Genomic DNA, 21,810 nt, shown 5'->3' with positions numbered 1-21,810 from the left:
GTATCATGAAGGCCCTGTCGAAGAATGCCGGAGGGCGGTCGATGGCACGGGACGAGACCGCCGACGAGCAGAGCCGCCGATCCTATGAGCATGAGCTCGCCCGGTTCGCGTCGGATCTCACAGCCTTCGAATCGAGCAGGGCAAACCGTCCTTGCGTGACATCGCCGGGCACGCGCCGGCCGCCGGTCGGGTCCTGTCGGAGTCAGGCATCAGCGAGGCGCTGAGTGGACGCCGGCTGCCCAGCATCGACTTCCTCATGGCGCTGGTCAAGACGCTGCTGCGCCTCGGTGATCCACGGCGCAGGCCGCCCGCCGAGGACGACCCGCGCCTCGAGCCCTGGCGGCAGCGCTGGACCCTTCTGCAGCGCCTCCGCGTGGACGAGCGCCGTCACCGGCTGGCCGCCGCAACGCCGGTCGCTGACGAGGTGGCCGCCACCTCGGACGACGAGGTGGCGGCGGTGCGCGCAAAGCCGCTGCGCTGCTTCGTCGCGGTACCCGGTGAGACGATGGGCACGGGGGCCGCGTGGGACGACGTCACCGAGATCCGTCGCCAGCTGCTTGAGCCGGTCGTCCGAGCCATCGGCGAACAGATCGGCCGAGAAGTCGAGTTGGTCATCGAGAAAGAGAAGACGACGTCCGGTGTCATCCACCGTTCGATGTTCGGTGAGGCACGCGACGCCGAGCTCTACATCGCCGATCTGACCGGCGCGAATCCGAACGTGTACCTGGAGCTCGGGGTCCGCTGGGCCACTCGCGACAACGTTACGATCGTGATCTGCCAGGACCTCGCCGACGTCCGGTTCAATCCGCTGATCGTGCGAATCATCGAATACGGCAAGGACCGTCTCACCGAGTCCGTGCGCCGGATCGCCCAGGCCGCGGTCGACGGCCTGGGGCGCACCGATCTCGTCGACAGCCCGGTGCGCGACACGGCGCCCGCGGTCGTCATGTCGCGCGTGGACCTTGCCGCGATCCGGCAGGAACATGCCGAGATGGCCGTCGAGCTCGCCCAGCTGCGCCAGCAGTTGGGCGAGGACCTCCTGGCCGCCGCACGCAACACCGCGGACTCCCGGCGCCGGGTGTTGTTGCTGGAGAAGGCCGTCGAGCAGAATCCGGCCAGCTGGCAGGCGCACTTCGAGCTGGGTTCGATCTTCCGCCGGGAGGGCAAGTACGCCGAGGCCGTGCAGACGCTGCGCATCGCCACCGAGCTGCGCCCGGACCACGCTCCGGCGTGGCGGGAGCTCGGCACGGCGCTCGGGAAGATGTCGGCGTCGATGGCCGACGCGACCGCGGCGTTCGAGCGGGCGCTGGCGCTCGACGACCGCGACGCCGAGACGTGGGCGACCCAGGGCGGCCTGCTGCGTCGGCTGGCGCGCACAGCGACGCCGGGAATCCTGGACGAGGCCCTGCTCGATCGGGCGCTCACCTGCTACAGGCGTGCCGCCGAACTCGCGCCGAACCACCTGTACCCCCTCATGAACGCGGCTCGCATCGAGCTGCTGCTCGCCGGGATGCGGCGGACGAGTACCGTGCCGGCCCAAACCCGCATCGAGCAGCTTGAACACCTGGCCCGCTTCGCCGTGCACAACAGCGGGAACACGGACCCTTGGGTGGCGTTCGATCTCGCGGACACCCTCATCCTGACCGGCCGCGCCGACGAGGGGCTGACGGTGCTCCGCCGCGCGGCCGAGCTGTGTGCCCGGGAGGAGCGTACGGCCATCCTCAAGACCGCGGCCGAGCCGATGAGCGATCTCCTGACGGTGGCGGATGCGCTCGATCCGCTGGTCACGGCCGCGCTCCAGGATGCGATCGAACTGTGCAAGACCCTCGCGTTTCAGGATTAACCGGAAAGCATCTCCGGAAGATGCCGGCCCCGCCGGGAACCCTGGACGAGGCCCTGCTCGATCGGGCAAGGGCGCGCCGGCGCAGATTTTGAGGGGGTGCGGGTGGAGCGGAGCTCCCCCGCCGCGAGCGAAGCGAGTCAGAGAATCGGCGGTGCCGAGGAGCCTCGCACGCGCAGGGCCGGGCTTATCACCACGCGGTGGGCGGGGCGGTCCGGGTCGGCCAGGCGGTCGGCGACCAGACGGACGGCGGCGCGGCCGATCGAGCGCCGCGGTGGGCGCACGGCCGTCAGCGGGGGGCTGAACAAGCCGGCCACCTCGTCGTCGTAGGCCACCAGGGACAGGTCGCCCGGGACCGACAGGCCGCGCTCCTCGCACCGCTGGACGAGGGCGATGGCCTCCGGGTCGGCGTGTACGAGCAGGGCCGTGGTGCCCGTGGCCAGGCAGCGCTCCAGCACCGCGTCGAGGGCGGCCGGCGACTCGGGGGTCTTCGCGTCGGGCACGGATACGTCCACTGTGGAGTCGGGGGACAGGCCGCACTCGGCCGCGGCCTCCAGCCAGCCGCGGTGCACGTGCGGGCTGGTCGGGCTGTTCTCGGCGACCACGACGCCCACGCGGCGGTGGCCGAGGGAGACCAGGTGGCGCACGGCCATCGCGGCGCCCAGGGCGTGGTCGGTCACGACGGACTCCAGCACCTCGTGGTGCGGGCCGAACGTGGCGGTGCGCTCCAGCAGTACCACCGGAAGGCCCGTGCCCGCCAGCCACGCCACCGTCGCCTCGGCGGTCGGGGCGTGCATGCGCGGGGTCACGATGAGCCCGTCGACGCCGAGCTGCTCGACCAGGCGGGTGAGCTGGGGGCGGTCGTCGCCGGCGTCGTAGGCCGAGCCGCGCAGGACGATGCGCATGTCCAGCTCGCGGGCGGCCTCCTCGGCGCCCTGGGCGACGTGCGGCCAGTAGTAGTCCAGCGACGGCACGAGCATGCCCAGGGTCTGCGTGGCGACCAGGTCGGCCGGGTCCACGTCGGACTCGGGCAGGGCCACGCCGCCGTGCACGCGGCGGACCAGGCCCTCGGCCGCCAGCTGTGCGATGTCGCGGCGGATGGTCACCGCGGCCGCGCCCAGGGTGTCGGTGAGGTCGGAGACGCGCAGCACCCCGTGGCGCTGCAACACCTCCAGCAGCCTGGTCCGCCGCTCCACCTGCAGCGGTCCGCGGTTGTCCGTCGTGCTCACCGAAGCTCCTCAATGGTCAGTTCGAGGGTACCGGCCGGGCCCAGCCCGCTGACGTCGATGTCCAGCCGGGTGAGCCGGGCGCCCCAGACGTCGCTCAGCATGGGGTCGTCGAGCTCGCGGACCACCGCGGCGCACGGCACCGCGGGGGTCCAGGTCAGGGCGATGGTCCCGGCGCCGTCGAGGGCGTCCACCTCGGCCCGCCCCTCCGCCGGCCGCACGACTCCCGCCACCATCCAGCGGATTTCGGTGGTACCGCCGCCGCCCGCCAGTTCCCACGCGTCCGTCACCGTCACGCGCCCGGTCGCCCGGTCCAGCCGCGCCTTGCGCCGCCACCGGTGGTCACCGGGGTAGGCGCCGCCGAGCTCCAATGTGAGGCCGGCGTCCTCGACGGCGACGTCCCGGGCCGCGAACCCGGGCCCGGCGGCCTGCTCGGCTCCGGCGATGCGCGGCACGTTGTGCCAACCGCTCTGCATCGTCCAGATCTCGTACCGCCGCGGCGAGAAGGTCAGCGCCGTGTACGTGGGCCGCCCCGGGTCGACGAGCACCGGCACCCCGCGCAGGGCCACGACCACGCTGCCGACGTCGTTGTGGTTGTGGTGCTCGTCGTTGTGGCCGCCCTTGACCGCGAGCGTCAGCCCGGCCGCGTCCCGGGCGAGCAGCACCTGCGTGGACGGGAACCAGGCGTCGCCGCCGCCGGTCAGGGGCCGCGGCTCGGCGGCGCGCCAGGCCGGGTCGGTGAGGGCGCGCAGGAGCCGGCCCAGGCCCTGGTTCTCGTGCGCCACCGGGCCGCCGGGCACCCGGTGCGCGGCCGCGTGGGCCTCCGCCTCCGCGTCGCCGGCCCGGCGCGCGGCCCGGTGCAGCAGGGCCCACGGCTGGTCGATCGCCGGGCGGGCCTGGCCGTCGGCGTGGTTGAGGTACCACGGACCGCCGAGGTGCACCGAGTGCGGGAACGCGACCGTCGCGCGCACGCGGCCCTCGATCGGCCGGTCGAGCAGCTCGAGGGCCTCGAGGAGGCGGCCCGCGCCGTTCCACCAGTAGGAGTACCCCTCGTCGATCGCCCCGTCGTCGGGGAGCGCGGCGATGTAGCGCTCGAGGCCGCCGGCGGCGAGGCCCTGCAGGGTCGCGCGGCGGGCCGGGTCGGTCGCCAGGACCGAGGCGACGAGCACGTTGCCGTGGATCCACGGGGTCCAGTTGCCGACCTTGCCGCCGAGGCCGAGCCAGTGCCAGTCGCGGCGGCGCTCGAACGGGGTCAGCACCCGCACGTCCACCTCGTGCCGGATGCGCGCCCGCAGCCCGGGCAGGCGCTCGTCGAGGTGGTCGCCGAGCACGTGGTCGGCCCACGCGAGCTGGGCGGCGACCTCGCTCGCGCCGAGGTCGAGGTAGGGGTCGGTGACGGTCGGGACGACGGCGCCGTGGCGGGTGAAGGTGTCGTCGTGCGCGGGCCAGCACCAGGAGCTCTGCTCGCAGAACAGGGCGATGCCGTCGGCCGCCTCGTCGAGCCAGGCCTCCTCGCCGGTGGCGGCGGCGAGGGCCACGGCCCGGCTGACGCGCTGGTCGCGGGCCCAGATCACCTGCTCGTAGGAGTCGCGGTCGCCGTCGCGGAAGTACCGCGCGTACTGGCCGGCGAGGGGCACCGGCCACGGCGTGTCACGGGTGGCGGAGGCCCGCTCCCGCAGGGCATCCAGCGTCGGGCCGTCCACGTTGGACGGATCCCAGACCGGCAGCTCCATCGGACGCCCTCCCCAGTGACGTGATCGAACGTGATCGTATCAGATCACGTTTGAATTTGTAGGGTCGCTTGGGATTGACATGGTCGATCGTGAGCGTTTTACTTCCCGGAAACGTCGGCCGTTCACCTGGCCGACACGCACCGGAGGGGCGGATCGTGCCGGAGACGGAGTGGACACGCGCGGACTGGCTGCGGTTCGCCGACGGCATCCTCGCGGCCGCCCGCCGGCACGCCTCGCCGGGCCACGCGCGGATCACCCCGCCCGGGGCCGAGGGCGGCTACGGGCGCGCGGTCGACGGCCTGGAGGGCTTCGCCCGCACGTTCCTGCTCGCCGGCTTCCGCATCGCGGGGGAGCGGGGCGAGGGGCCGGTCGCGACCGAGCTGCTGGAGTGGTACTCCACCGGCCTGGCCACCGGCACGGACCCGAACTCGCCGGAGCGCTGGGTCCGGCTCGGCGAGCACGCCCAGGCCAAGGTCGAGGCGGCCTCGATCGCGCTGATGCTCGACCTGACCCGCCCGTGGCTCTGGTCGCGCCTCGATGTGAGCGTCCGGCAGAGGATCGTCGAGTACCTCGCGCCGGCCGTCGGCGACCCGACGTACCCCCGCATCAACTGGGTCTGGTTCCGCCTCGTGGTGCAGACGTTCCTGCGCTCGGTGGACGGCCCCTGGTCCGCGGCCGACGTCGCCGAGGACCTCGCCACCCACGACACGTTCCGCCGCGCCGACGGCTGGCTCGCCGACGGCCCGGCCCGCGCCTTCGACCACTACACCGGCTGGGCGCTGCACCTGTACCCGGCGCTGTGGGCCCGGATGGCGGGCGCGGACGAGCTGGCCGGGGACCGGATCGAACGGGACCGGGCCGACCTGGACCGGTTCCTGCTCGACGCGATCGAGCTGGTCGGCGCCGACGGCTCGCCGCTGCTGCAGGGCCGGAGCCTCATCTACCGCTTCGCCGCCGCCGCGCCCTTCTGGGCCGGCGGTCTGGCGGGTGTACCTTCACTGTCCCCCGGCCGCCTGCGCAACGCGGCCGAACGGATCGTGCGCCACTTCGCCGGCCACGGCGTTCCCGGCGCCGACGGGCTGCTCACCCTCGGCTGGCACCACGCCTGGCCGCGGCTGGCCCAGGCGTACTCCGGCCCGGCCTCCCCGTACTGGGCGAGCAAGGGCCTGCTCGGCATCGCGCTGCCCGCGGACCATCCGCTGTGGACCGCGCCCGCCGAGCCGCTGCCGGTGGCGGAGCGCGACACCCTGCGCGCGATCGCCGCGCCCGGCTGGATCGTCAGCGGCACCCGGGACGACGGCGTGGTGCGGATCGTCAACCACGGCACCGACCACGAGGTCGAGGGCTCCGAGGCCGGGGACTCGCCGCTGTACGCCCGGATCGGCTACTCCACCGCCACCGCCCCTGTGCTCGACGAGGCCGGCTGGACCGACCCGCTCGACCAGTCCGTCGTGCTCGCCGACCGCGCCGGGCACCACTCGCACCGCAGCGGGCTGTGCACCCTGGACGTCCGGGTCGACGGCGACGCCGGCGTGGCCGGCTCCCGCGCGGCCGCGCACTGGGTCGACGCCGAGCCGGGGCAGCGCGACCACGGCAGCGGCCGCACCGGCAAGGCCCGGTTCGCGGCCGAGCTGACCGTGTGGTCGCTCGTCCGCGGGCCGTGGGAGCTGCGCCTGGTCCGGGTCGAGGCCGCCGCCGAGGCCGCCGTGAAGCTGCGCATCGGGGGCTGGGCGGTCGCGGGCGGCGGCCCGATCCTGGTGTCCGGCGGGACGGCGGCCGCGACCGGCGCGGCCCTCACGTCCCGGATCGTCAACCTGTCCGGCGGCGACGCACCGAGCGCGGGCGTCGCCGTGCACCCCGACGGCGGCCCGCTCGGCCGCCCCGTCCGCGTTCCCTGGCTCGAGTTCCCCGTACGTCCGGGCCGCTGGCTCGCGACGCTCGTCGAACTCTGCGCAACACCCGCGCCGCAACCGTGCCGCGTGTCGCTGGACGAGTCCGGCGGCGAGCTGCACGTGCGGGTCACCTGGCCCGACGGCGCGGACACCCCACACCCCATCACCCTGAAGGAGAAGGGATGAAGCGCTCGTTCTCGGCAACGCTGGGCGTCGTCGCGGCCCTGGCGCTCACTTTGGCCGGCTGCGGCGACGACGCCGCCACGCCGGAGGCCATGCCCAGCGGCCCGATCACGCTTTCGCTGGCCGGCTGGAGCCTGTCCACCACCCCCGAGTTCAAGACCCTCGCCGACGGCTTCCACGCCGCCAACCCCAACGTGACCGTCGAGCTCAAGGAGTACGACGCCACGAACTACGACACCCAGATGATCGCGGACCTCGCGGCGAAGAAGGCCCCGGACATCTACGTCCAGAAGAACCTCAAGAACTTCTACACGTACCAGTCGGGCAAGCAGCTGGTCGACGTCTCCGACGTGGCCGGCAAGCTCGGCGACAAGGTCGGCGGCCTGTCCGGCTACAAGGTCGACGGCAAGACCTACGCCGTTCCGTACCGCCAGGACTCCTGGGTGCTGTTCTACAACCGGGCGCTGTTCGACAAGGCCGGCGTCAAGTACCCCGACGGCTCCTGGACCTGGGACGACTACGCCGCCGCATCGAAGCAGCTGACCACCGCGATCAAGGGCGCCGGCGGCAACGCCCTCGGCGACTACGAGCACGTCTGGCAGTCCACGGTGCAGGGCTTCGCCCTGGCCCAGACGCCCGGCGCCAAGCTGGAGAGCGGCGACTTCAGCTACCTCAAGCCGTACTACACCCGTGCGCTGGACCTGCAGACCGCCGGTGCCCAGCCGACGTACGGCACCGCCACCACGAACAAGCTCACCTACCAGGCCCAGTTCGGCAAGCAGTCGGCCGCGATGATGCTCATGGGCACCTGGTACATCGCGACCCTGCTCAAGCAGCAGTCGACCGGCGACGCCGACACCTTCCAGTGGGGAATGGCCCCGGCGCCGCAGTTCGACAAGAGCACCACCGGCACGTCGAGCAAGCCGATCACCTTCGGCGACCCGACCGGCCTGGGCATCAACCCGGCCATCGACAAGCAGAAGATGGCCGCGGCCAAGGCGTTCCTCGCCTACGCCGCGGGCGAGGGCGGCGCCAAGGGCCTGGCCGGCATCGGCATCACCCCGGCCGACACGGCCGCGGTGACCGGGGTGCTGTTCGCGCTCAAGGGCATGCCGACCGACGACCTGTCCAAGTTCGCGTTCTCCACCCACGACACCCGGCCCGAGAACCCGGTGTCGAAGTACACGGCCGGGCTGCAGAACATCCTCAACGACACGCACTCCGCGGTGCTGTCGGGCAGCAAGCCGATCGACGCCGCGATCACCGCGGCTCAGGACCGGGCCAAGAACGAGGTCCTCAACAAGTAGTCCCGACCGAGCTGCACAGACCGCCGGCGCTGGGTGCGCAACGCAGCGCCGGCGGTCGACACCCCGGGAGACACCCATGGCAACCCTGTCGCCGCCCCGGCGGCGCCGCATCCGCCCCGCCGTGCGCAACGCGCTGATCGGCTGGTCGTTCATCCTGCCGAACTTCCTCGGCTTCGCGCTGCTCACCCTCGTGCCGGTGGTGGTGCTGTTCTACCTCGCGTTCACCGACTGGAACATCTTCGGCGTCGCGGAGTGGGTCGGCACGGCCAACTTCACGCAGATGTGGGGCGACGACAGCTTCTGGACCGCGCTGTGGAACACGGTCGTCTACACCGTCTTCCACATCCCGCTGACCATGGGCGCCGCGCTGGGCCTGGCCCTGCTGCTCAACCGGAAGATGCGCGGCGTCGCCTTCTTCCGCACCGTCGCCTTCTTCCCGTACATCACCTCGATCGTGGCCGTCGCCCAAGTCTGGAACATGCTGTTCAGCCCCGAGTTCGGCCCGATCAACGCGCTGCTGCGGGCGCTCGGCGTCGACCACCCGCCCGGCTGGACGGTGTCGTCGGACTGGTCCATGCCGGCCGTCATCATCGTGGGCACCTGGCGCGAGATGGGCTACTACATGCTCATCTTCCTCGCCGGCCTGCAGACCGTCCCGACCCAGCTCTACGAGGCCGCCCGCATCGACGGCGCCGGTGCCTGGCAACGGTTCTGGTCCGTGACCCTGCCGTGCCTGCGCCCGACGACGTTCTTCGTCACGGTCATGCTCACCATCGGCAGCTTCAAGGTCTTCGACCTCATCCTGCTGCTGACCAACGGCGGGCCGGGCCAGTCGACGCTCGTGCTGTCGCAGTACATCTTCCAGAAGGGCTTCGGCGAGAACCAGTTCGGCTACGCGTCGGCGATCTCGATCGTGCTCTTCGTCATCTGCTTCCTCATCACCGCCGTGCAGTTCACCGTGAACAAGCGGAGGGCGTCATGACCGGTCCGGAGCGAAGCGGAGGGGCCGGTCATCGGCCAGCACAGTTCCGGCGTCATGGCGCCGACGAGCGAAGCGAGGAGACGTCATGACCACGCTGCTCGACGTTCCGAGGCTCGACCCCGGGTCGGTCCTGGCCCGGTCCGGCGGCGGCGGCCGGCGCGTCCACCCGGTCTGGCGGGCGCTGGGGTACCTCGTGCTGCTCCTCGCCTCCGCCGGGCTGCTGCTGCCGTTCATCTGGATGCTGCTGTCCTCGTTCAAGCACAACAACGAGGTCTTCACCGTGCCGATCACGTGGTTCCCGGACACCGTCGTCTGGAGCAACTACGTCGACATCTGGCGCAAGTCGGACATGACCACGTGGCTGGGCAACACGCTGCTGCTGTCGGTCGCGGTCACGTTCCTGCAGGTGCTCACCGGCAGCTTCGCCGCCTACGGCTTCGCCAAGGTGCGCTTCCGGGGCCGCGACGCGCTGTTCCTGGCGTACGTCAGCACGATCGCGCTGCCGTGGCAGTCGTACATGGTGCCGCAGTTCATCATCATGTCGAAGCTGCAGCTCTCGGACAGCCGCTGGTCGATCGTCGCGCTGCAGGCCTTCGGGGCGCTCGGGGTGTTCCTCATGAAGCAGTACTACGAGACGATCCCCGAGGAGCTCAGCGAGGCCGCCCGCATGGACGGCATGAGCGAGTACGGCATCTGGCGGCGGATCATGCTGCCGCTGTCGGTGCCGGCCCTGGCCAGCCTGACGCTGCTCACGTTTGTGGGCACCTGGAACGACTATCTCGGGCCGCTGATCTACCTGCGCAGCCCCGACCTGCGCACCATCCAGCTCGGGCTGTCGACGTTCATCTCGCAGTACAACGCGGAATATGCGCTCATCATGACCGGCTCGGTGCTGTCGGTCCTGCCGATCGCGGTCATCTTCCTGCTCGGCCAGCGGTACTTCGTCGAGGGCCTCGCCACCAGCGGGCTGAAGGGGTGAGGGCGATGCGCCTGCGCCACGACACCATCGGGACGGCCTTCGACATCCTGTACCTGGGCCTGGCGACCAACCTGATGCTCGTGCTCGGCGCCGCGCCGGTGCTCGCCGTCGCGCTCGCCACCGACACGTCGCGCTCGTGGCCGCTGCTGGCCCTGCTCGCGCCGGTGGCCGCGCCCGGGCTCTGCGGGGTGTTCGCGGTCTTCGCCGGCTACAGCGAGACGCGCTCGACCGCCGTCGTGGCCACGTTCGCGCGGGCCTGGCGGGCCTCGTTCCGGCGGGCGGCGACGCTCGGCGCGCTCGCCGCGGCCGTGCTCGTGGTGCTCGGCGTCGACGCCCGCGCCGCCTGGGGCCGCCCGGTCGGCGCGGCCGCGATCCCGGTGCTGGTCACCGGAATGGTGCTCGTCGTCGCGGCCGCGCTGCACGGGCTGGCGGCGCTGGCCGAGCGGCCGTCCGCCCGGGTCCGCGACGTGCTGCGGGCCTCGGTGTACCTGGGCGTCCGGCACTGGCCATTGACCCTGCTCTCGCTGGTCGTCCTGGCGCTGCTGCTCACCCTGCTCGCCGCGCGCCCCGCGGTCGCGCTCGGCCTGGCCGCGGCGCCGCTGCTCTACGTCATCTGGGCCAACAGCCGCTACGCGCTGCGGGCCGCACTGGAACCATTGAGGAGTAACCGCACATGACGTCGACCGACGTCCGGCCCCTTCGCGGGGCCGTCGCCGCCGCACTGCGCACGATCGACGCCAACCTCACCGAGTTCGGGGCGGGCTACCCGGGCGACACGACCGTCGGGCAGCGCTATCGGCCACGGGGGGCCAACGTGGGCTGGACGACCAGCTTCTGGCCCGGGATGGTCTGGCTGGCGTACGAGCTCACCGGCGATGAGACCTACCGGCGCCAGGCCGAGGCGCACGTGGCCGGGTTCGCCGGGCGCATCCACGGCCGCGTCGACATCGACACGCACGACCTCGGCTTCCTGTACACCCTCTCCTGCGTGGTGCCGTGGCGGCACACCGGCGACGAGACGGCCCGCGCGGCCGCCCTCGCCGCCGCCGACCACCTGCTGACCCGGGTCCTGGAGCCGGCCGGGATCATCCAGGCCTGGGGCGATCTCGACAACGCCGGGCAGCGCGGCCGGACCATCATCGACAGCCTCATGAACACCCCGCTGCTGTTCTGGGCGACCCGGGTCACCGGCGACGTGCGGTACGCCGACGCGGCCCGCCGCCACGCCGAGCAGCTGCGCCTGCACATCCTGCGCCCGGACGGCACCACGTTCCACACGTTCTACTGGGACGCGGTCACCGGCGCGCCGCTGCGCGGGGAGACCGAGCAGGGCAGCGCCGACGACTCCTGCTGGGCCCGCGGCCAGGCCTGGGGCATCTACGGCTTCACGCTGAACTACCGGCACACCGGCGACCCGGCGCTGCTGGACGCGGCCCGCCGCTGCGCCGACCGGTTCCTGTCCCGCCTGCCGGCCGACCACGTGCCGTACTGGGACCTCGTCTTCGGCGACGGCAGCGGCGAGGAGCGCGACAGCTCGGCCGCCGCGATCGCCTTCGGCGGCCTGCACGAGCTCGCCGCGGCCCTCGGGGACGAGTCGTACGCGGCGGCCGCGGACCGCATCCTCGCCTCGCTCATCGCCGCCTACGGGGCCGGCGCGGACTCCAACGCCCTGCTGCGCCACGGCGTCTACGACAAACCGAAGGGCGTCGGCGTCGACGAGGGCACCCTCTGGGGCGACTACTTCTACCTCGAGGCACTGACCCGCGCGACCCGGCCCGGCTGGACCGCACCCTGGCTGAACGAGGAGCACTGATGGAGTACAAGTACCACTGCTACATCCCGGCCGAGCGCGGCCGCAATGCGCTGCCGTTCAACCCCTGCTCGCTGCTGGACTTCTCGCTGCTGCGGCTCGACGCCGGGCAGAGCACCACCTTCGCGTCCGGCGACCGGGAGATCCTGGCCGTCATTCTCGGCGGTACCGCGACCTTCACCGTCGGCGCCGCGCGCTTCGCCGAGGTGGGTGGCCGCCCGAACGTCTTCGGGGGCAAGCCGCACTCGGTGTACATCCCGGCCGGGGCCGAGGTCACCGTCGAGGCGGACTCGGCGGTCGAGATCGCGCTGCCGAGCGCGCCCAGCGACCTGGCGACCGACCCGTACGTCATCGAGCCGGCGAAGGTCGCGAGCGGACGGTGGGGCGCGGCGAACTTCGGCCGCACCTACCACCAGATCCTGACCGAGATCTCCCAGCCCGGCCTGCCCGCGCGGCGCCTCATCGTGGGCGAGACCTACACGCCGTCGGGGAACTGGAGCACGTACCCGCCGCACCGCCACAAGCACGACAACCTCCCGGCCGAGGCGGCGCACGAGGAGATGTACTACTTCCGCGTCAACCCGTCCGACGGGTTCGGCATCTGCCGCATGTACACCGACGAGGGCTACGAGGAGAACTTCACCGCCCGCGACCACGGCATGCAGATGATGCCCGAGGGCTACCACACGGTGGTCAGCGCGCCCGGCTACACGACCTACTACCTGTGGGTCCTGGCCGGCACCCAGCGCACCCAGGGCGCCCTGGAGGACGTCAACCTGTCGTGGGTCGGCCGCACCGTGCCCATGCTCCGCGACCTGGGCCACTGATGATCCTGGACGCATTCCGGCTGGACGGCCGCGTCGCGCTCGTGACGGGCGGCAACCGGGGCATCGGCCGCGGGTTCGCGACGGCCCTCGCGGAGGCGGGCGCGGAGGTGGTACTGCTGGGACGCGCCGGCGCCGACGTCGAGTGCGACCTGGCCACGGCGGGCCCGGCCGGGATCGCGGCGGCCGTGGAGTCGCTGGACCGCGTCGACATCCTGGTCAACAACGCGGGCATCATCCGGCGCTCGCCCTCGGCCGAGATGTCCGGGCCCGACTGGGACGACGTGCTGACCGTGAACCTCGACGCGGTCTTCCACCTGTGCCAGGCCGCGGGCCGCAAGATGCTCGCCGCGGGCGGCGGCCGGATCGTGAACGTGGCGTCGATGCTGTCCTTCCAGGGCGGCCTGGGCGTCGCGTCCTACGCGGCGTCGAAGCACGCGGTGGCCGGCCTGACCAAGGCCCTCGCCAACGAGTGGGCCGGGCGGGGCGTGAACGTCAACGCCATCGCGCCCGGGTACATCGAGACGGACAACACCGCCCCGCTGCGCGCGGACCCGGCCCGGTTCGCCGCGATCTCGGACCGCATTCCCGCGGGCCGCTGGGGCAGCCCGGAGGACCTGGCCGGGGCGCTGGTGTTCCTGTGCTCGGACGCGGCGGCGTATGTGCACGGCACCGTCCTGGCCGTCGACGGGGGCTGGCTCGCGCGCTGAGCTCGCCGGCTGTCGTGCTCGGCGGCCGCCGTGCTCACCAGCTGTCGTGCTCACCAGCTGTCGTGCTCGCCGGCCGCCGTGCTCACCGGCTGTCGTGCTCGCCGGCTGTCGTGCTCGCCAGCTGTCGTGCTCGCCGGCCGTCGTGCTCGGCGGCCGTCGTGCTCACCAGCCGCCGTCGAACAGGGCGGCCAGGGCCGGCGCCGGGTCGTTCGCGGTGCCCGTGTTCGCGACCACGATCACGAGCACCGCCAGCGACGCGAGCGCCGTCACCGCCCCGAGCGCCGCGAACACGGCCGCCCTCGTGGCGGCGAAGCGCCGCCACAGCACCACGCTCACGGTGACGAGCCCGATGGCGACGAGCGCGGCGATGACGGCCATGGCCTCGTGGTACCGCGCGAAGTCCCCGACCATGCTCCGCAGCAGCGGACGCCCCGGCCCGCCCGCGGCCAGTTCCCGGCGCACCTGCGCGAGCACGCCGTGCTCGGCGTCCGGGCCCTCGAGGAGCATCGGCAGCAGCGACGAGAACGGCGCGATGGCCCCCTGCACGTTCGCCATCACCGTCGCGAGCGCGAGCAGCCCGGCCCCGGCCACGGCGGACGCGGCGGCCCAGTGCCGCAGCCGCAGCGCGATCGCGACGAGCACGGCGAGCAGCAGCGCGGCGATGACGGCCTTGACGAGGTGGTACCGCAGCCAGTAGTCGACCACCCGGGTCAGCTCCGGGCTGCGGCGGCCCGCGTTCCATGAGTCCGCGAACGCCCCGCGCAGGGCGGTGCCGAGCCGTTGCGGGTCGCCGAGCCCGTGGCCCGGCCCGACGGCGGCCAGCGGCCCGGGGGCGAAGACGAACGCGGCGACGAGCGCCAGGGCGAGCGCGACCAGCTTGCGCATCGGAACTCCTTCGGCGGGGGACGGCCTCAGCCTGGCCGACCCGGTCGCCGCGGACCAGCACGCTGGGGGGAGTCCGCGGGGTAGTGCGGGTACTACTTCGTGCGCCGGGTCGTCGTCTCCGCCGGGGCGGTGCCGGTGCACGTCACGGTCATGTCGACGACGATGTTGCCGCGGGCGAAGGCGGCGGACGCCGCGGCGGCCGGGCCGGAGTCGACCCGGTCGACCCGGTACGGCGCGGCCGCGGTCCACGACAGCAGCTCGGCGCGGCCGTCCGCGGTGCAGCCGGCCCGGATCGTGCCGCCCTCCGAGGTGAAGGTCTGCGCCGGCACTGTCGGCGCGGCCTCCGCCGGGGCCGGCGCCGGGCTCCCGGCGGGCGCCGCGGTGGTGGCGGCCGGAGGCGCCGCCCCGGTCGTGGCGCCGGTGGCCGCGCCGGCCGCGCCGGTGCCGGGGACCACCGCGAGGGTCGCCGACGCCTTTGCCGACGGTGCCGGGCCCGGCGCGGGCGGGGCCGCCGCGCCGCCGCCCACCGTTGCGGGCGCGGGCGCGGGGGGCTGCGGCGGCGCGGCGGCCGGTCGGGTGCGGCCGGGGCCGGCGATGACCAGCCCGGCGATGAGGGCGGCGGCCGCGGCCAGCACGCCGGCGGCCGCCAGCCGGGCGCGGCGGCGGTGGGCGGCCGCCGTCGCGGTGAGGCGGACGAGGATGGTGGAGGAGACGCCGTCGACGGCGGGCGGGGCCATCCGGTAGGCGAGGTCGTCGGTGACGGTGCGGATGCCGGCCGCCGCGGCCAGCGCGGTCGCGACCTCGCCGGCGGTGGGGCGGGCGGCCGGGTCCTTGGCGAGGCAGCGGCGGCACAGCTCGGCGACCTCGGGCGCGACCCCGGGCCGGTCCGGCAGCGGGGCCGGGTCGGTCTCCAGGTGCGCGACGAGCAGGTCGGCGGCGCCGGACGCCGGCCAGGGCCGGTGGCCCGCCAGCAGCCGGTACAGCAGGACGCCGAGGGAGTACACGTCGGAGGCCGGGGTCACCGCGTCGTCGGTGAGCCGCTCCGGGGCCAGGTAGTCGGGGGTGCCGAAGAGCTCGTCGTCGGATTCGGCGGCGCCGGCCGGGCCCGCGACGGTGGCGATGCCGAAGTCGAGGAGCTTGGCGCCGGTCGGGGCGAGGATCACGTTGGCCGGCTTCACGTCGCGGTGCACCAGGCCGTCGGCGTGCGCGGCGGCCAGCCCGGCGGCGACCTCGGCGCAGACGCGCAGCACGACCGCGGGCGCCAGCGGGCCGGCGGCCGTGCGCTCCTCCAGGGTCGGGCCGGGGACGAGCTCCATCACGACGTACGGGGTGCGCCGGCCCGCCTCGACGGTCTCGCCGAAGTCGTGGACCTGCGCGACGTTCGGGTGGGCGAGCCCAGCGGCGGCCCGGGCCTCGACGCGGATGCGCTGCCGGGCGGCGGCGTCGGCGGCGTACCGGCCGGAGAGCAGCTTGACCGCGACGTTGCGGTCGAGGACCCGGTCGCGGGCGCGCCACACGGTCGACATGCCGCCGATGCCCACCACGTCGTCGAGCTGGTACCGCCCGCCCAGCACCTGCCGCTCCACGCAGCCCACCATTCCCCATCGACGCGTGGCTAAGCATCACTGTTCGATCACGATCGGCGATGGGGAAGGGGGGCCGGCTCAGCCCGCGGTGTCCAGGGCGGCGGGCTGCATGTGCACGCCGCCGCCGAAGCGGACGATGTCGCCGCCGGTCGGTGTCCATGGGTGCCCCTTCGCGGACGTACTGCCGGAACTGCTCGTCCCGTTCGTTCGTCACGTCGTCTCCTTTCGCCCCTGACACCCGGCAGACGGGCGCGGCCCGGCATCGGTCGGGCGTCGCCAAGGAAACTTGGGCGTCAACCCAGCAGCGGCTGCGCGGCTCCGGCGAGGACGGCCGCGGGGCCGAGCGCCGGGGCGCGTACCGGCACGTCCGCGACCCCGGGCAGGGCGGCCGCGCGCAGGGCCGCGACGACCTGGCCCCGGAACGGCTCGCCGAGGCCGAGCACGCCGCCGCCCAGGATTATCGCGTCGGGGTCGAGCAGGTTCGCGGCGGCGGCCAGGCCCCGGCCGAGGACCCCGGCGGCGAACGCGACCGCCGCGGCGCCCGGGTCCACGCGCTCCAGCGGCGGCACCGCGGCCAGACCGGCCCGGCGGGCGTGGTCCGCGGCGATCGCCGGGCCCGCCGCGTAGGCCTCGACGTGGTCGAGCGCGCCGCAGCCGCAGCGGCGGCCCAGCGCGGCGGCGGCCGGGAGGTGGCCGATGCTGCCGGCCAGTCCCAGGCGCCCGGTGACGAGCTCGCCGCCGGCCACGACGGCGCCGCCGATGCCCGTGCCCACCGCGACCACGAGGACGGTGCCCGCCCCGGCCGCGGCGCCCCAGGCCGCCTCGGCGACCGCCAGCGTGTGCACGTCGTTGCGCACCAGCACCGGCCGGCCCAGCGCCGCGGCCAGCTCGCCCCGCACGTCGGTCCCGGCCCAGCCCGGCAGCGAGTCGGTGGCGTGCGTGATGCGCCCGTGCGGGTCCACCGCCCCGGCCGTGCCGACCCCGCACGCGGTGACCGGGGCGTCGCCCATGACCCGGCGGCCGAGCTCGGCGGCGGCGCGCAGGACCGCGGCCGGGCCCTCCCGCGCCGGGGTGGGCACGCGGTGCAGCGGGCCGGTGGTGCCGTCGGCGGACACGAGCGCGGCGGCGATCTTCGTCCCGCCGATGTCGATGCCGAGAACCGTCTTCACCGCGCGATCGCGGTGACGAGGTCGCGGGTCAGGGCCATCGGGTCCGTGATCGCGGTACCGACGACGACCGCGAAGGCACCGAGGGCGAAGGCGTCCCGCACGTGCGCCGCGGTGGCGAGCCGGCCCTCGGCGACCGTGCGGACCCCGGCCACGGCCAGGTCGGACACCAGCGCGAGGTCCGGCTGCGTCCCCTGTGGACTGTCCGCCGTGTAGCCGGACAGCGTCGTCGCCACGAGGTCCGCCCCGGCCGCCCACGCGGCCAGGCCCTGCTCCTCGGTGGCGACGTCGGCCACGAGCGGGAGCCCCAGGGCGTGCGTGCACCGCACGAGCTCGGCGACGGACAGGTCGCCGCGCCCGGTCGCCTCGGCCGCGATGATGTCGGCCCCGGCCGCGGCGAGGTCCTCGACCAGCGGCCGGTGCGGCGTGATGAGGTACCGGTCGGCCGCCCTGACCTTGTGCAGCCCGATGACCGGCAGGTCGACGGCGGCCTTGACCGCGCGCACGTCCTCCGGGCCGTTCACCCGCACCGCCACGGCCCCGCCGAGCGCCGCGCACCGGGCCAGCCGCGCGATCACGTCGGGCGAGCGCAGCGGGTGCCCGTCGGGCGCCTGGCACGACACCACGAGCCCACCGGCGATGGCGTCAAGCATCTGATCCTCCAGAATTGGTCTAGTCCAATTACCGTAGCGTCCGCCATCGCCGCTGCGCTAGCATTCACGTGGTACGGACCACTGGAGGTTGCGTGACCAAGCACGAGCAGCTGCGCGCGCACCTCGAGGGGCTCATCGATCGCGAGCTGGGCCCGGACGAGCGCCTGCCGCCCGAGCGCGACCTGGCCGAGGCGTTCGGCGTGAGCCGCATGACCGTCCGGCAGGCCCTGGACCGCCTGGAGCGGGAGCGCCGGGTGTACCGCGTGCAGGGCGCCGGCACCTTCGTCGCCCGGCCGCCGATCGCCAAGACCATCGAGCTGACGTCATTCACCGAGGACATGCGCCGGCGCGGCCTCGCGCCCGGCTCGGTCCTGCGGGTCGCCGAGCTCGTGGCGGCGGGCCCGGACATCGGCTTCGCCCTGGCGCTGAGCCCGGCCGGCGAGGTGCTGCACCTGGAGCGCGTGCGGACCGCGGACGGGATCCCGATGTGCCTGGAGCACACGTACCTCCCCGCGGCCCTGGTGCCCGGCCTCACGACGGTCGAGGGCTCCTTGTACGCGGAGCTGCACCGGCGGTACCGCATCCGGATCACGCGCGCCGAGCAGTCCATCCGCGCGACGGTCCTGGACGCCGCGGCGGCCGCGCTGCTCGACGCCCCGCCGTTCAGCCCGGCCCTGCTGGTCGAGCGCACCGCCTTCGACGAGCGCGACCGCCCCGTCGAGCGGGCCGCGTCCACGTACCGCGGCGACCGCTACTCGTTCGAGATCGACGTGACCACGGCGGCCGGCCCCCGATCGGGAGCCGGCCGCCGTGCGGGGGGCGAGTAGAGATCAGATGAGCCAGCGGTTGCGCTGGATGAAGGGGAGCTTGGCCCACAGCCGGCCGAGGCCCCAGGTGTGGCCCGCGTAGGCGGCGGCGAGGACGACCAGGACCGCGGCGTAGATGATGTGGTAGTCGGTGAGGGGGTTGGTGGAGCCGGTGGGGGCGCCCTTGGTGGTGTGCTGGGCGAGGGGGTATTCGGCGAGCCACATCATGGCCATGATGAGGGTGCCGGAGGCGGCGGCGATGCGCAGGCCGATGCCGGCGGTGAGGGCGAGGCCGATGCCGAGCAGGCCGAGCATGAAGCCCCAGTTGGCGTACCAGGTGCCGGCGATGGTGTGGAAGAAGGTCTGCAGGGGGCCGGTGTCGACGCTGGCGAGGAAGCCCTTGGTGGGGTTGCCGCCGTTGATCCAGGCCTTGGCCGAGGGGGTGGAGTAGCCGAGGCCGAGGAGTTTGTCGGCGAAGGCCCAGAGGAAGACGAACCCGGTGGCGTAGCGCAGCACGGCGAGGGCCTTCGCGGCGGTCTTGGTCAGCATGCTCCCCGGTGCCTCGACCTGCTCGAGCTGGTGTGCCCGGTGGATGTTCGTGGTGCTCATTGTCGGCCTCCCGATGCCGTTGTCTCCCTGACGCATTCATCGTCGTCCCCGGGAGGGGCGCGGCGCCGGGGCCGAAGCGACCGACCCGGCGGGACCAAAGACCTGTCAGTGGCCGGGACCCGACGGCAGCAGGGCGGCGACGAGGTCGCGCAGCGGGCCGGCGAGGGCGTCGCGGTCCGCGGACCGCAGCGGCTCCATGCCGCCGACCGAGCGCAGCAGCACGATGCCGAGCGAGGCGGCCAGCACCATCTGGGCGCGCAGCAGGGTCCCGTCGTCGTCGGTCTGGGCGCCGGGAGCGCTGTGTGCGGCGGCGGCCAGGCGTTCGGCCGATGCGCGCAGGACGCCGCGGCGGATCTCGTCGGCGCGCTCGTCGCCGGAGGTGCGCAGCAACAGCGCGAGCTGGCTGGGCGCGCCCTCGGGCCCGATCCGCGCGGCCTGGTCGGCGATGACGAGGTGCACCTGCGCCAGCGGCACGTCGCCCGTCTCGCGCCGCAGCTCGTCGACGGCCGCGGTCAGGCAGGCCTCGAACAGCCCTTCCTTGGACTCGAAGTACCGGGCGACGAGTGCCACGTTGACGCCCGCGTCCTCGGCGATGTCCCGCAGGGTGGCCGAGCTGTAGCCGTCGCGCGCGAACCGCCGCCGGGCCGCGTCCAGCAGCAGCGCACGGGTCTTCGCGGCGTCGCGGCGGCGGGCCGACGGTGCGGTCATCCGATCACGGTACCCGCTGCCGATTCACTCCAGCAGCGATGCGCACAGGCCGGTCAGGTGATCGACGAGGGGCTCGGCCGGGTCGCGCATGTCGTGCCAGACCCAGTCGATCAGGACCTCGCTGACGCCGGCGATCAAGGCCAGGATCGTTCGCTGGTACCGCATGGGGTCGGCCCGCAGCCGCGGCGCCAGCGGGGCCAGGAGCCGGCCGAACAGCTCGGCCTCCTCGCGCAGGACGCCCCGGCGGCGCAGCTCCATCCGCGGCGCGTTGATGTACACGATCCGGGCCCGGTCCGGGTGCTGGGCCAGCAGCCGGACCAGCGCCGCCAGCATCGGGCGCAGCGCCGCCTCGAGCCCGTCGGGGTCGCGGGGCGCGGCCGCGGCGACGTGCTCGAGCAGCCAGCCGTTCACCTCGCGGTGCAGGGCGAGCACGAGGGCCTCGCGGTCGGCGAAGTGGTCGTAGAAGTACCGTTTCGAGACTCTGGCGAGCGTGCAGACGTCGGCGACGGTCACGTCGTCGTAGTCCCGGGCCGCGAACAGCGCCACGGCCGCCGCGACGAGCCGCTCCCGCCGGTCGGCGGCGCGCTCCTCCCGGCTCTGCCCGCCGTAGGTCTCGCCGCGCCCGGACGGCCGATCGGCCAACCGCCACCTCCACCCTCGCCGCCCCCCGGAATGCGGACACGGTACCCGACGATCGCCGGGCGCAATCGCCCGAGTTTTCCGGAACCAGGCGGCAACCTTTCCATGGAAGTTTCACCCGGGCGGCGCGGTGCTCTCCCGGATCACGAGCGACGTGGCGAGCTCGACCCGCGCGGGCTCCACCGGCTGCCCGGCCGCGAGCCGCAGCACCATCTCCGCCGCGGCCCGGCCCATGCCCGCGAACGGCTGGCGCACGGTGGTCAGCGCCGGCCCGCACCAGCGCGCCACCTCGAGGTCGTCGAAGCCGACCACGCTGAGGTCCTCGGGCACCCGCAGGCGCGCGCGCCGGGCGGCCTCGTACACCCCGAGCGCCTGCAGGTCGTTGCCGCACAGCACCGCGGTCGGGCGGTCCCGCAACGCCAGCAGCTGGGAGCCGAGCCCGGCGCCGTCGTCGAACGCGAACAGCCCGCTGCGCACCAGCTTCGGGTCCAGCGCCGCGCCCGCGGTCTCGAGGGCGGCGCGGGCGGCCTCGAGCCGGGCGCGGGAGCACATGTACTGCGCGGGCCCGGTGATGACGCCGATGCGCCGGTGGCCGAGGTCGAGCAGGTGCCGGGCCGCGGCGATCCCGCCGGACCAGTTCGTGGTGCCCACCGACGGGGTGTCGTGCACCGGCTCGCCGGTCGGGTCGACCACCACCAGGGGCACGCCGCTGGCCGTGAGCTGCTGGTAGTACTGCCCGCGGTAGGCCGAGTGCACGGCGATCACCCCGGCCGGGCGGCGCGACAGCAGCAGGTCGGCGGTGCGGCGCCCGGCCCGCGGGGCCCGGCCCTGCAGGTCGGTGAAGCCCACGGTCAGCCCGCGGTCGCGCACCACCTCCTCGACCCCGCGCATGATCTCGACCGCGAGGTGGCTCTCCAGGCCGGAGAAGGCGACCTCGACGATCGGCATCGCGCTCGTCGCGTCGGTGCGCCGGTACCCGTGCTCGCGCAGCAGCGCCTCGACCCGCTCGCGGGTGTCGACGGCGATCCCCGAGCGACCGTTCAGAACTTTCGAGACCGTCGGCGGCGACACCCCGGCCAGCCGCGCGATGGTCGCCACGGTCACCGACCCGCGCGGGCGCCGCCCCGCCTTCGCCGGTTCCTCCTGGGGATTCGTCTCGGACACCCTCGCATCATAAGACGCTCGCCGATGCCCGCCGATTGGCATTGACGTGCGTCGGTGGCGATCGTAACGTGGGGAAACATTTCCGGTAAGACATCGAATGTTTCGAAA

General features: G+C 73.9%; 20 protein-coding genes. 10 read left to right on the top strand and 10 right to left on the bottom strand.

What is annotated here, in order from left to right; translation table 11 throughout:
* Positions 1–151: 151 nt before the first annotated feature.
* On the top strand, positions 152–1,843 hold the full coding sequence (locus ACPPVO_RS45645; RefSeq protein WP_426504929.1) for a tetratricopeptide repeat protein: 1,692 nt from the start codon (positions 152–154) through the stop codon (positions 1,841–1,843).
* 137 nt (positions 1,844–1,980) lie between these two features.
* Here the strand turns inward: ACPPVO_RS45645 and ACPPVO_RS45640 are convergent, their stop codons facing one another.
* Both ACPPVO_RS45640 and ACPPVO_RS45635 read right to left on the bottom strand, forming a co-directional pair.
* Complete coding sequence (locus ACPPVO_RS45640) at positions 1,981–3,069, bottom strand: substrate-binding domain-containing protein (RefSeq protein WP_426504928.1); 1,089 nt, start codon at positions 3,067–3,069, stop codon at positions 1,981–1,983.
* Positions 3,066–4,799: a heparinase II/III domain-containing protein gene (locus tag ACPPVO_RS45635; protein WP_426504926.1), complete on the bottom strand. Its 1,734-nt coding sequence runs from the start codon at positions 4,797–4,799 to the stop codon at positions 3,066–3,068. The genes ACPPVO_RS45640 and ACPPVO_RS45635 overlap by 4 nt, the downstream gene beginning before the upstream one ends.
* 155 nt (positions 4,800–4,954) lie before the next feature.
* On the opposite strand from ACPPVO_RS45635, the gene ACPPVO_RS45630 reads away from it, so the two are divergent.
* The 8 genes from ACPPVO_RS45630 (at position 4,955) to ACPPVO_RS45595 (ending at position 13,486) form a co-directional block, all read left to right on the top strand.
* The gene (locus ACPPVO_RS45630) at positions 4,955–6,877 is read left to right on the top strand and encodes a DUF2264 domain-containing protein (RefSeq protein ID WP_426504924.1); all 1,923 of its coding nucleotides are present in this window, start codon (positions 4,955–4,957) and stop codon (positions 6,875–6,877) included.
* Positions 6,874–8,181 (top strand): ABC transporter substrate-binding protein, encoded by a 1,308-nt coding sequence (locus tag ACPPVO_RS45625; RefSeq protein ID WP_426504922.1) that lies wholly within the window; start codon positions 6,874–6,876, stop codon positions 8,179–8,181. Before ACPPVO_RS45630 ends, ACPPVO_RS45625 begins: the two co-directional genes overlap by 4 nt.
* Before the next feature lie 76 nt (positions 8,182–8,257).
* The gene (locus tag ACPPVO_RS45620; RefSeq protein ID WP_360374303.1) at positions 8,258–9,163 is read left to right on the top strand and encodes a carbohydrate ABC transporter permease; all 906 of its coding nucleotides are present in this window, start codon (positions 8,258–8,260) and stop codon (positions 9,161–9,163) included.
* Between the two features lie 85 nt (positions 9,164–9,248).
* The gene (locus tag ACPPVO_RS45615) at positions 9,249–10,142 is read left to right on the top strand and encodes a carbohydrate ABC transporter permease (RefSeq protein ID WP_426504920.1); all 894 of its coding nucleotides are present in this window, start codon (positions 9,249–9,251) and stop codon (positions 10,140–10,142) included.
* A 5-nt stretch (positions 10,143–10,147) separates the two neighbouring features.
* On the top strand, positions 10,148–10,819 hold the full coding sequence (locus ACPPVO_RS45610; protein WP_426504919.1) for a hypothetical protein: 672 nt from the start codon (positions 10,148–10,150) through the stop codon (positions 10,817–10,819).
* Positions 10,816–11,955 carry a glycoside hydrolase family 88 protein gene (locus ACPPVO_RS45605; RefSeq protein WP_426504917.1) on the top strand — a complete coding sequence of 380 codons (1,140 nt, stop codon included), beginning with the start codon at positions 10,816–10,818 and terminating at the stop codon, positions 11,953–11,955. The genes ACPPVO_RS45610 and ACPPVO_RS45605 overlap by 4 nt, the downstream gene beginning before the upstream one ends.
* Entirely contained in the window at positions 11,955–12,779 is an 825-nt protein-coding gene (iolB, locus tag ACPPVO_RS45600) for a 5-deoxy-glucuronate isomerase (RefSeq protein WP_426504916.1), read from the top strand. The genes ACPPVO_RS45605 and iolB overlap by 1 nt, the downstream gene beginning before the upstream one ends.
* Positions 12,779–13,486: an SDR family oxidoreductase gene (locus ACPPVO_RS45595; protein WP_426504914.1), complete on the top strand. Its 708-nt coding sequence runs from the start codon at positions 12,779–12,781 to the stop codon at positions 13,484–13,486. Before iolB ends, ACPPVO_RS45595 begins: the two co-directional genes overlap by 1 nt.
* Positions 13,487–13,648: 162 nt before the next feature.
* Here ACPPVO_RS45595 and ACPPVO_RS45590 read toward each other — a convergent pair whose 3' ends face one another.
* The 4 genes from ACPPVO_RS45590 to ACPPVO_RS45575 all read right to left on the bottom strand — a co-directional run bounded on the left by ACPPVO_RS45590 (position 13,649) and on the right by ACPPVO_RS45575 (position 17,776).
* Complete coding sequence (locus tag ACPPVO_RS45590; RefSeq protein ID WP_426504913.1) at positions 13,649–14,371, bottom strand: hypothetical protein; 723 nt, start codon at positions 14,369–14,371, stop codon at positions 13,649–13,651.
* A gap of 92 nt (positions 14,372–14,463) precedes the next feature.
* Complete coding sequence (locus ACPPVO_RS45585; RefSeq protein ID WP_426504911.1) at positions 14,464–15,957, bottom strand: serine/threonine-protein kinase; 1,494 nt, start codon at positions 15,955–15,957, stop codon at positions 14,464–14,466.
* 293 nt (positions 15,958–16,250) lie between these two features.
* Positions 16,251–17,126 (bottom strand): ROK family protein, encoded by an 876-nt coding sequence (locus ACPPVO_RS45580; RefSeq protein ID WP_426504909.1) that lies wholly within the window; start codon positions 17,124–17,126, stop codon positions 16,251–16,253.
* On the bottom strand, positions 17,123–17,776 hold the full coding sequence (locus tag ACPPVO_RS45575; protein WP_426504907.1) for an N-acetylmannosamine-6-phosphate 2-epimerase: 654 nt from the start codon (positions 17,774–17,776) through the stop codon (positions 17,123–17,125). The genes ACPPVO_RS45580 and ACPPVO_RS45575 overlap by 4 nt, the downstream gene beginning before the upstream one ends.
* A gap of 92 nt (positions 17,777–17,868) precedes the next feature.
* On the opposite strand from ACPPVO_RS45575, the gene ACPPVO_RS45570 reads away from it, so the two are divergent.
* Positions 17,869–18,603: a GntR family transcriptional regulator gene (locus ACPPVO_RS45570; RefSeq protein ID WP_426504906.1), complete on the top strand. Its 735-nt coding sequence runs from the start codon at positions 17,869–17,871 to the stop codon at positions 18,601–18,603.
* A 3-nt stretch (positions 18,604–18,606) separates the two neighbouring features.
* Here the strand turns inward: ACPPVO_RS45570 and ACPPVO_RS45565 are convergent, their stop codons facing one another.
* The 4 genes from ACPPVO_RS45565 to ACPPVO_RS45550 form a co-directional block, all read right to left on the bottom strand.
* Positions 18,607–19,191 (bottom strand): hypothetical protein, encoded by a 585-nt coding sequence (locus ACPPVO_RS45565; protein WP_426504905.1) that lies wholly within the window; start codon positions 19,189–19,191, stop codon positions 18,607–18,609.
* 105 nt (positions 19,192–19,296) lie between these two features.
* Complete coding sequence (locus tag ACPPVO_RS45560; RefSeq protein ID WP_426504904.1) at positions 19,297–19,899, bottom strand: TetR family transcriptional regulator; 603 nt, start codon at positions 19,897–19,899, stop codon at positions 19,297–19,299.
* A 24-nt stretch (positions 19,900–19,923) separates the two neighbouring features.
* Positions 19,924–20,541 (bottom strand): TetR/AcrR family transcriptional regulator, encoded by a 618-nt coding sequence (locus ACPPVO_RS45555; protein ID WP_426504902.1) that lies wholly within the window; start codon positions 20,539–20,541, stop codon positions 19,924–19,926.
* Between the two features lie 111 nt (positions 20,542–20,652).
* Positions 20,653–21,702: a LacI family DNA-binding transcriptional regulator gene (locus ACPPVO_RS45550; protein WP_426504900.1), complete on the bottom strand. Its 1,050-nt coding sequence runs from the start codon at positions 21,700–21,702 to the stop codon at positions 20,653–20,655.
* Positions 21,703–21,810 lie beyond the last annotated feature (108 nt).

This window comes from Dactylosporangium sp. McL0621 (assembly GCF_049995355.1).
Lineage (GTDB): Bacteria > Actinomycetota > Actinomycetes > Mycobacteriales > Micromonosporaceae > Dactylosporangium.
This window is presented reverse-complemented; position numbering and strand designations above follow the sequence as displayed.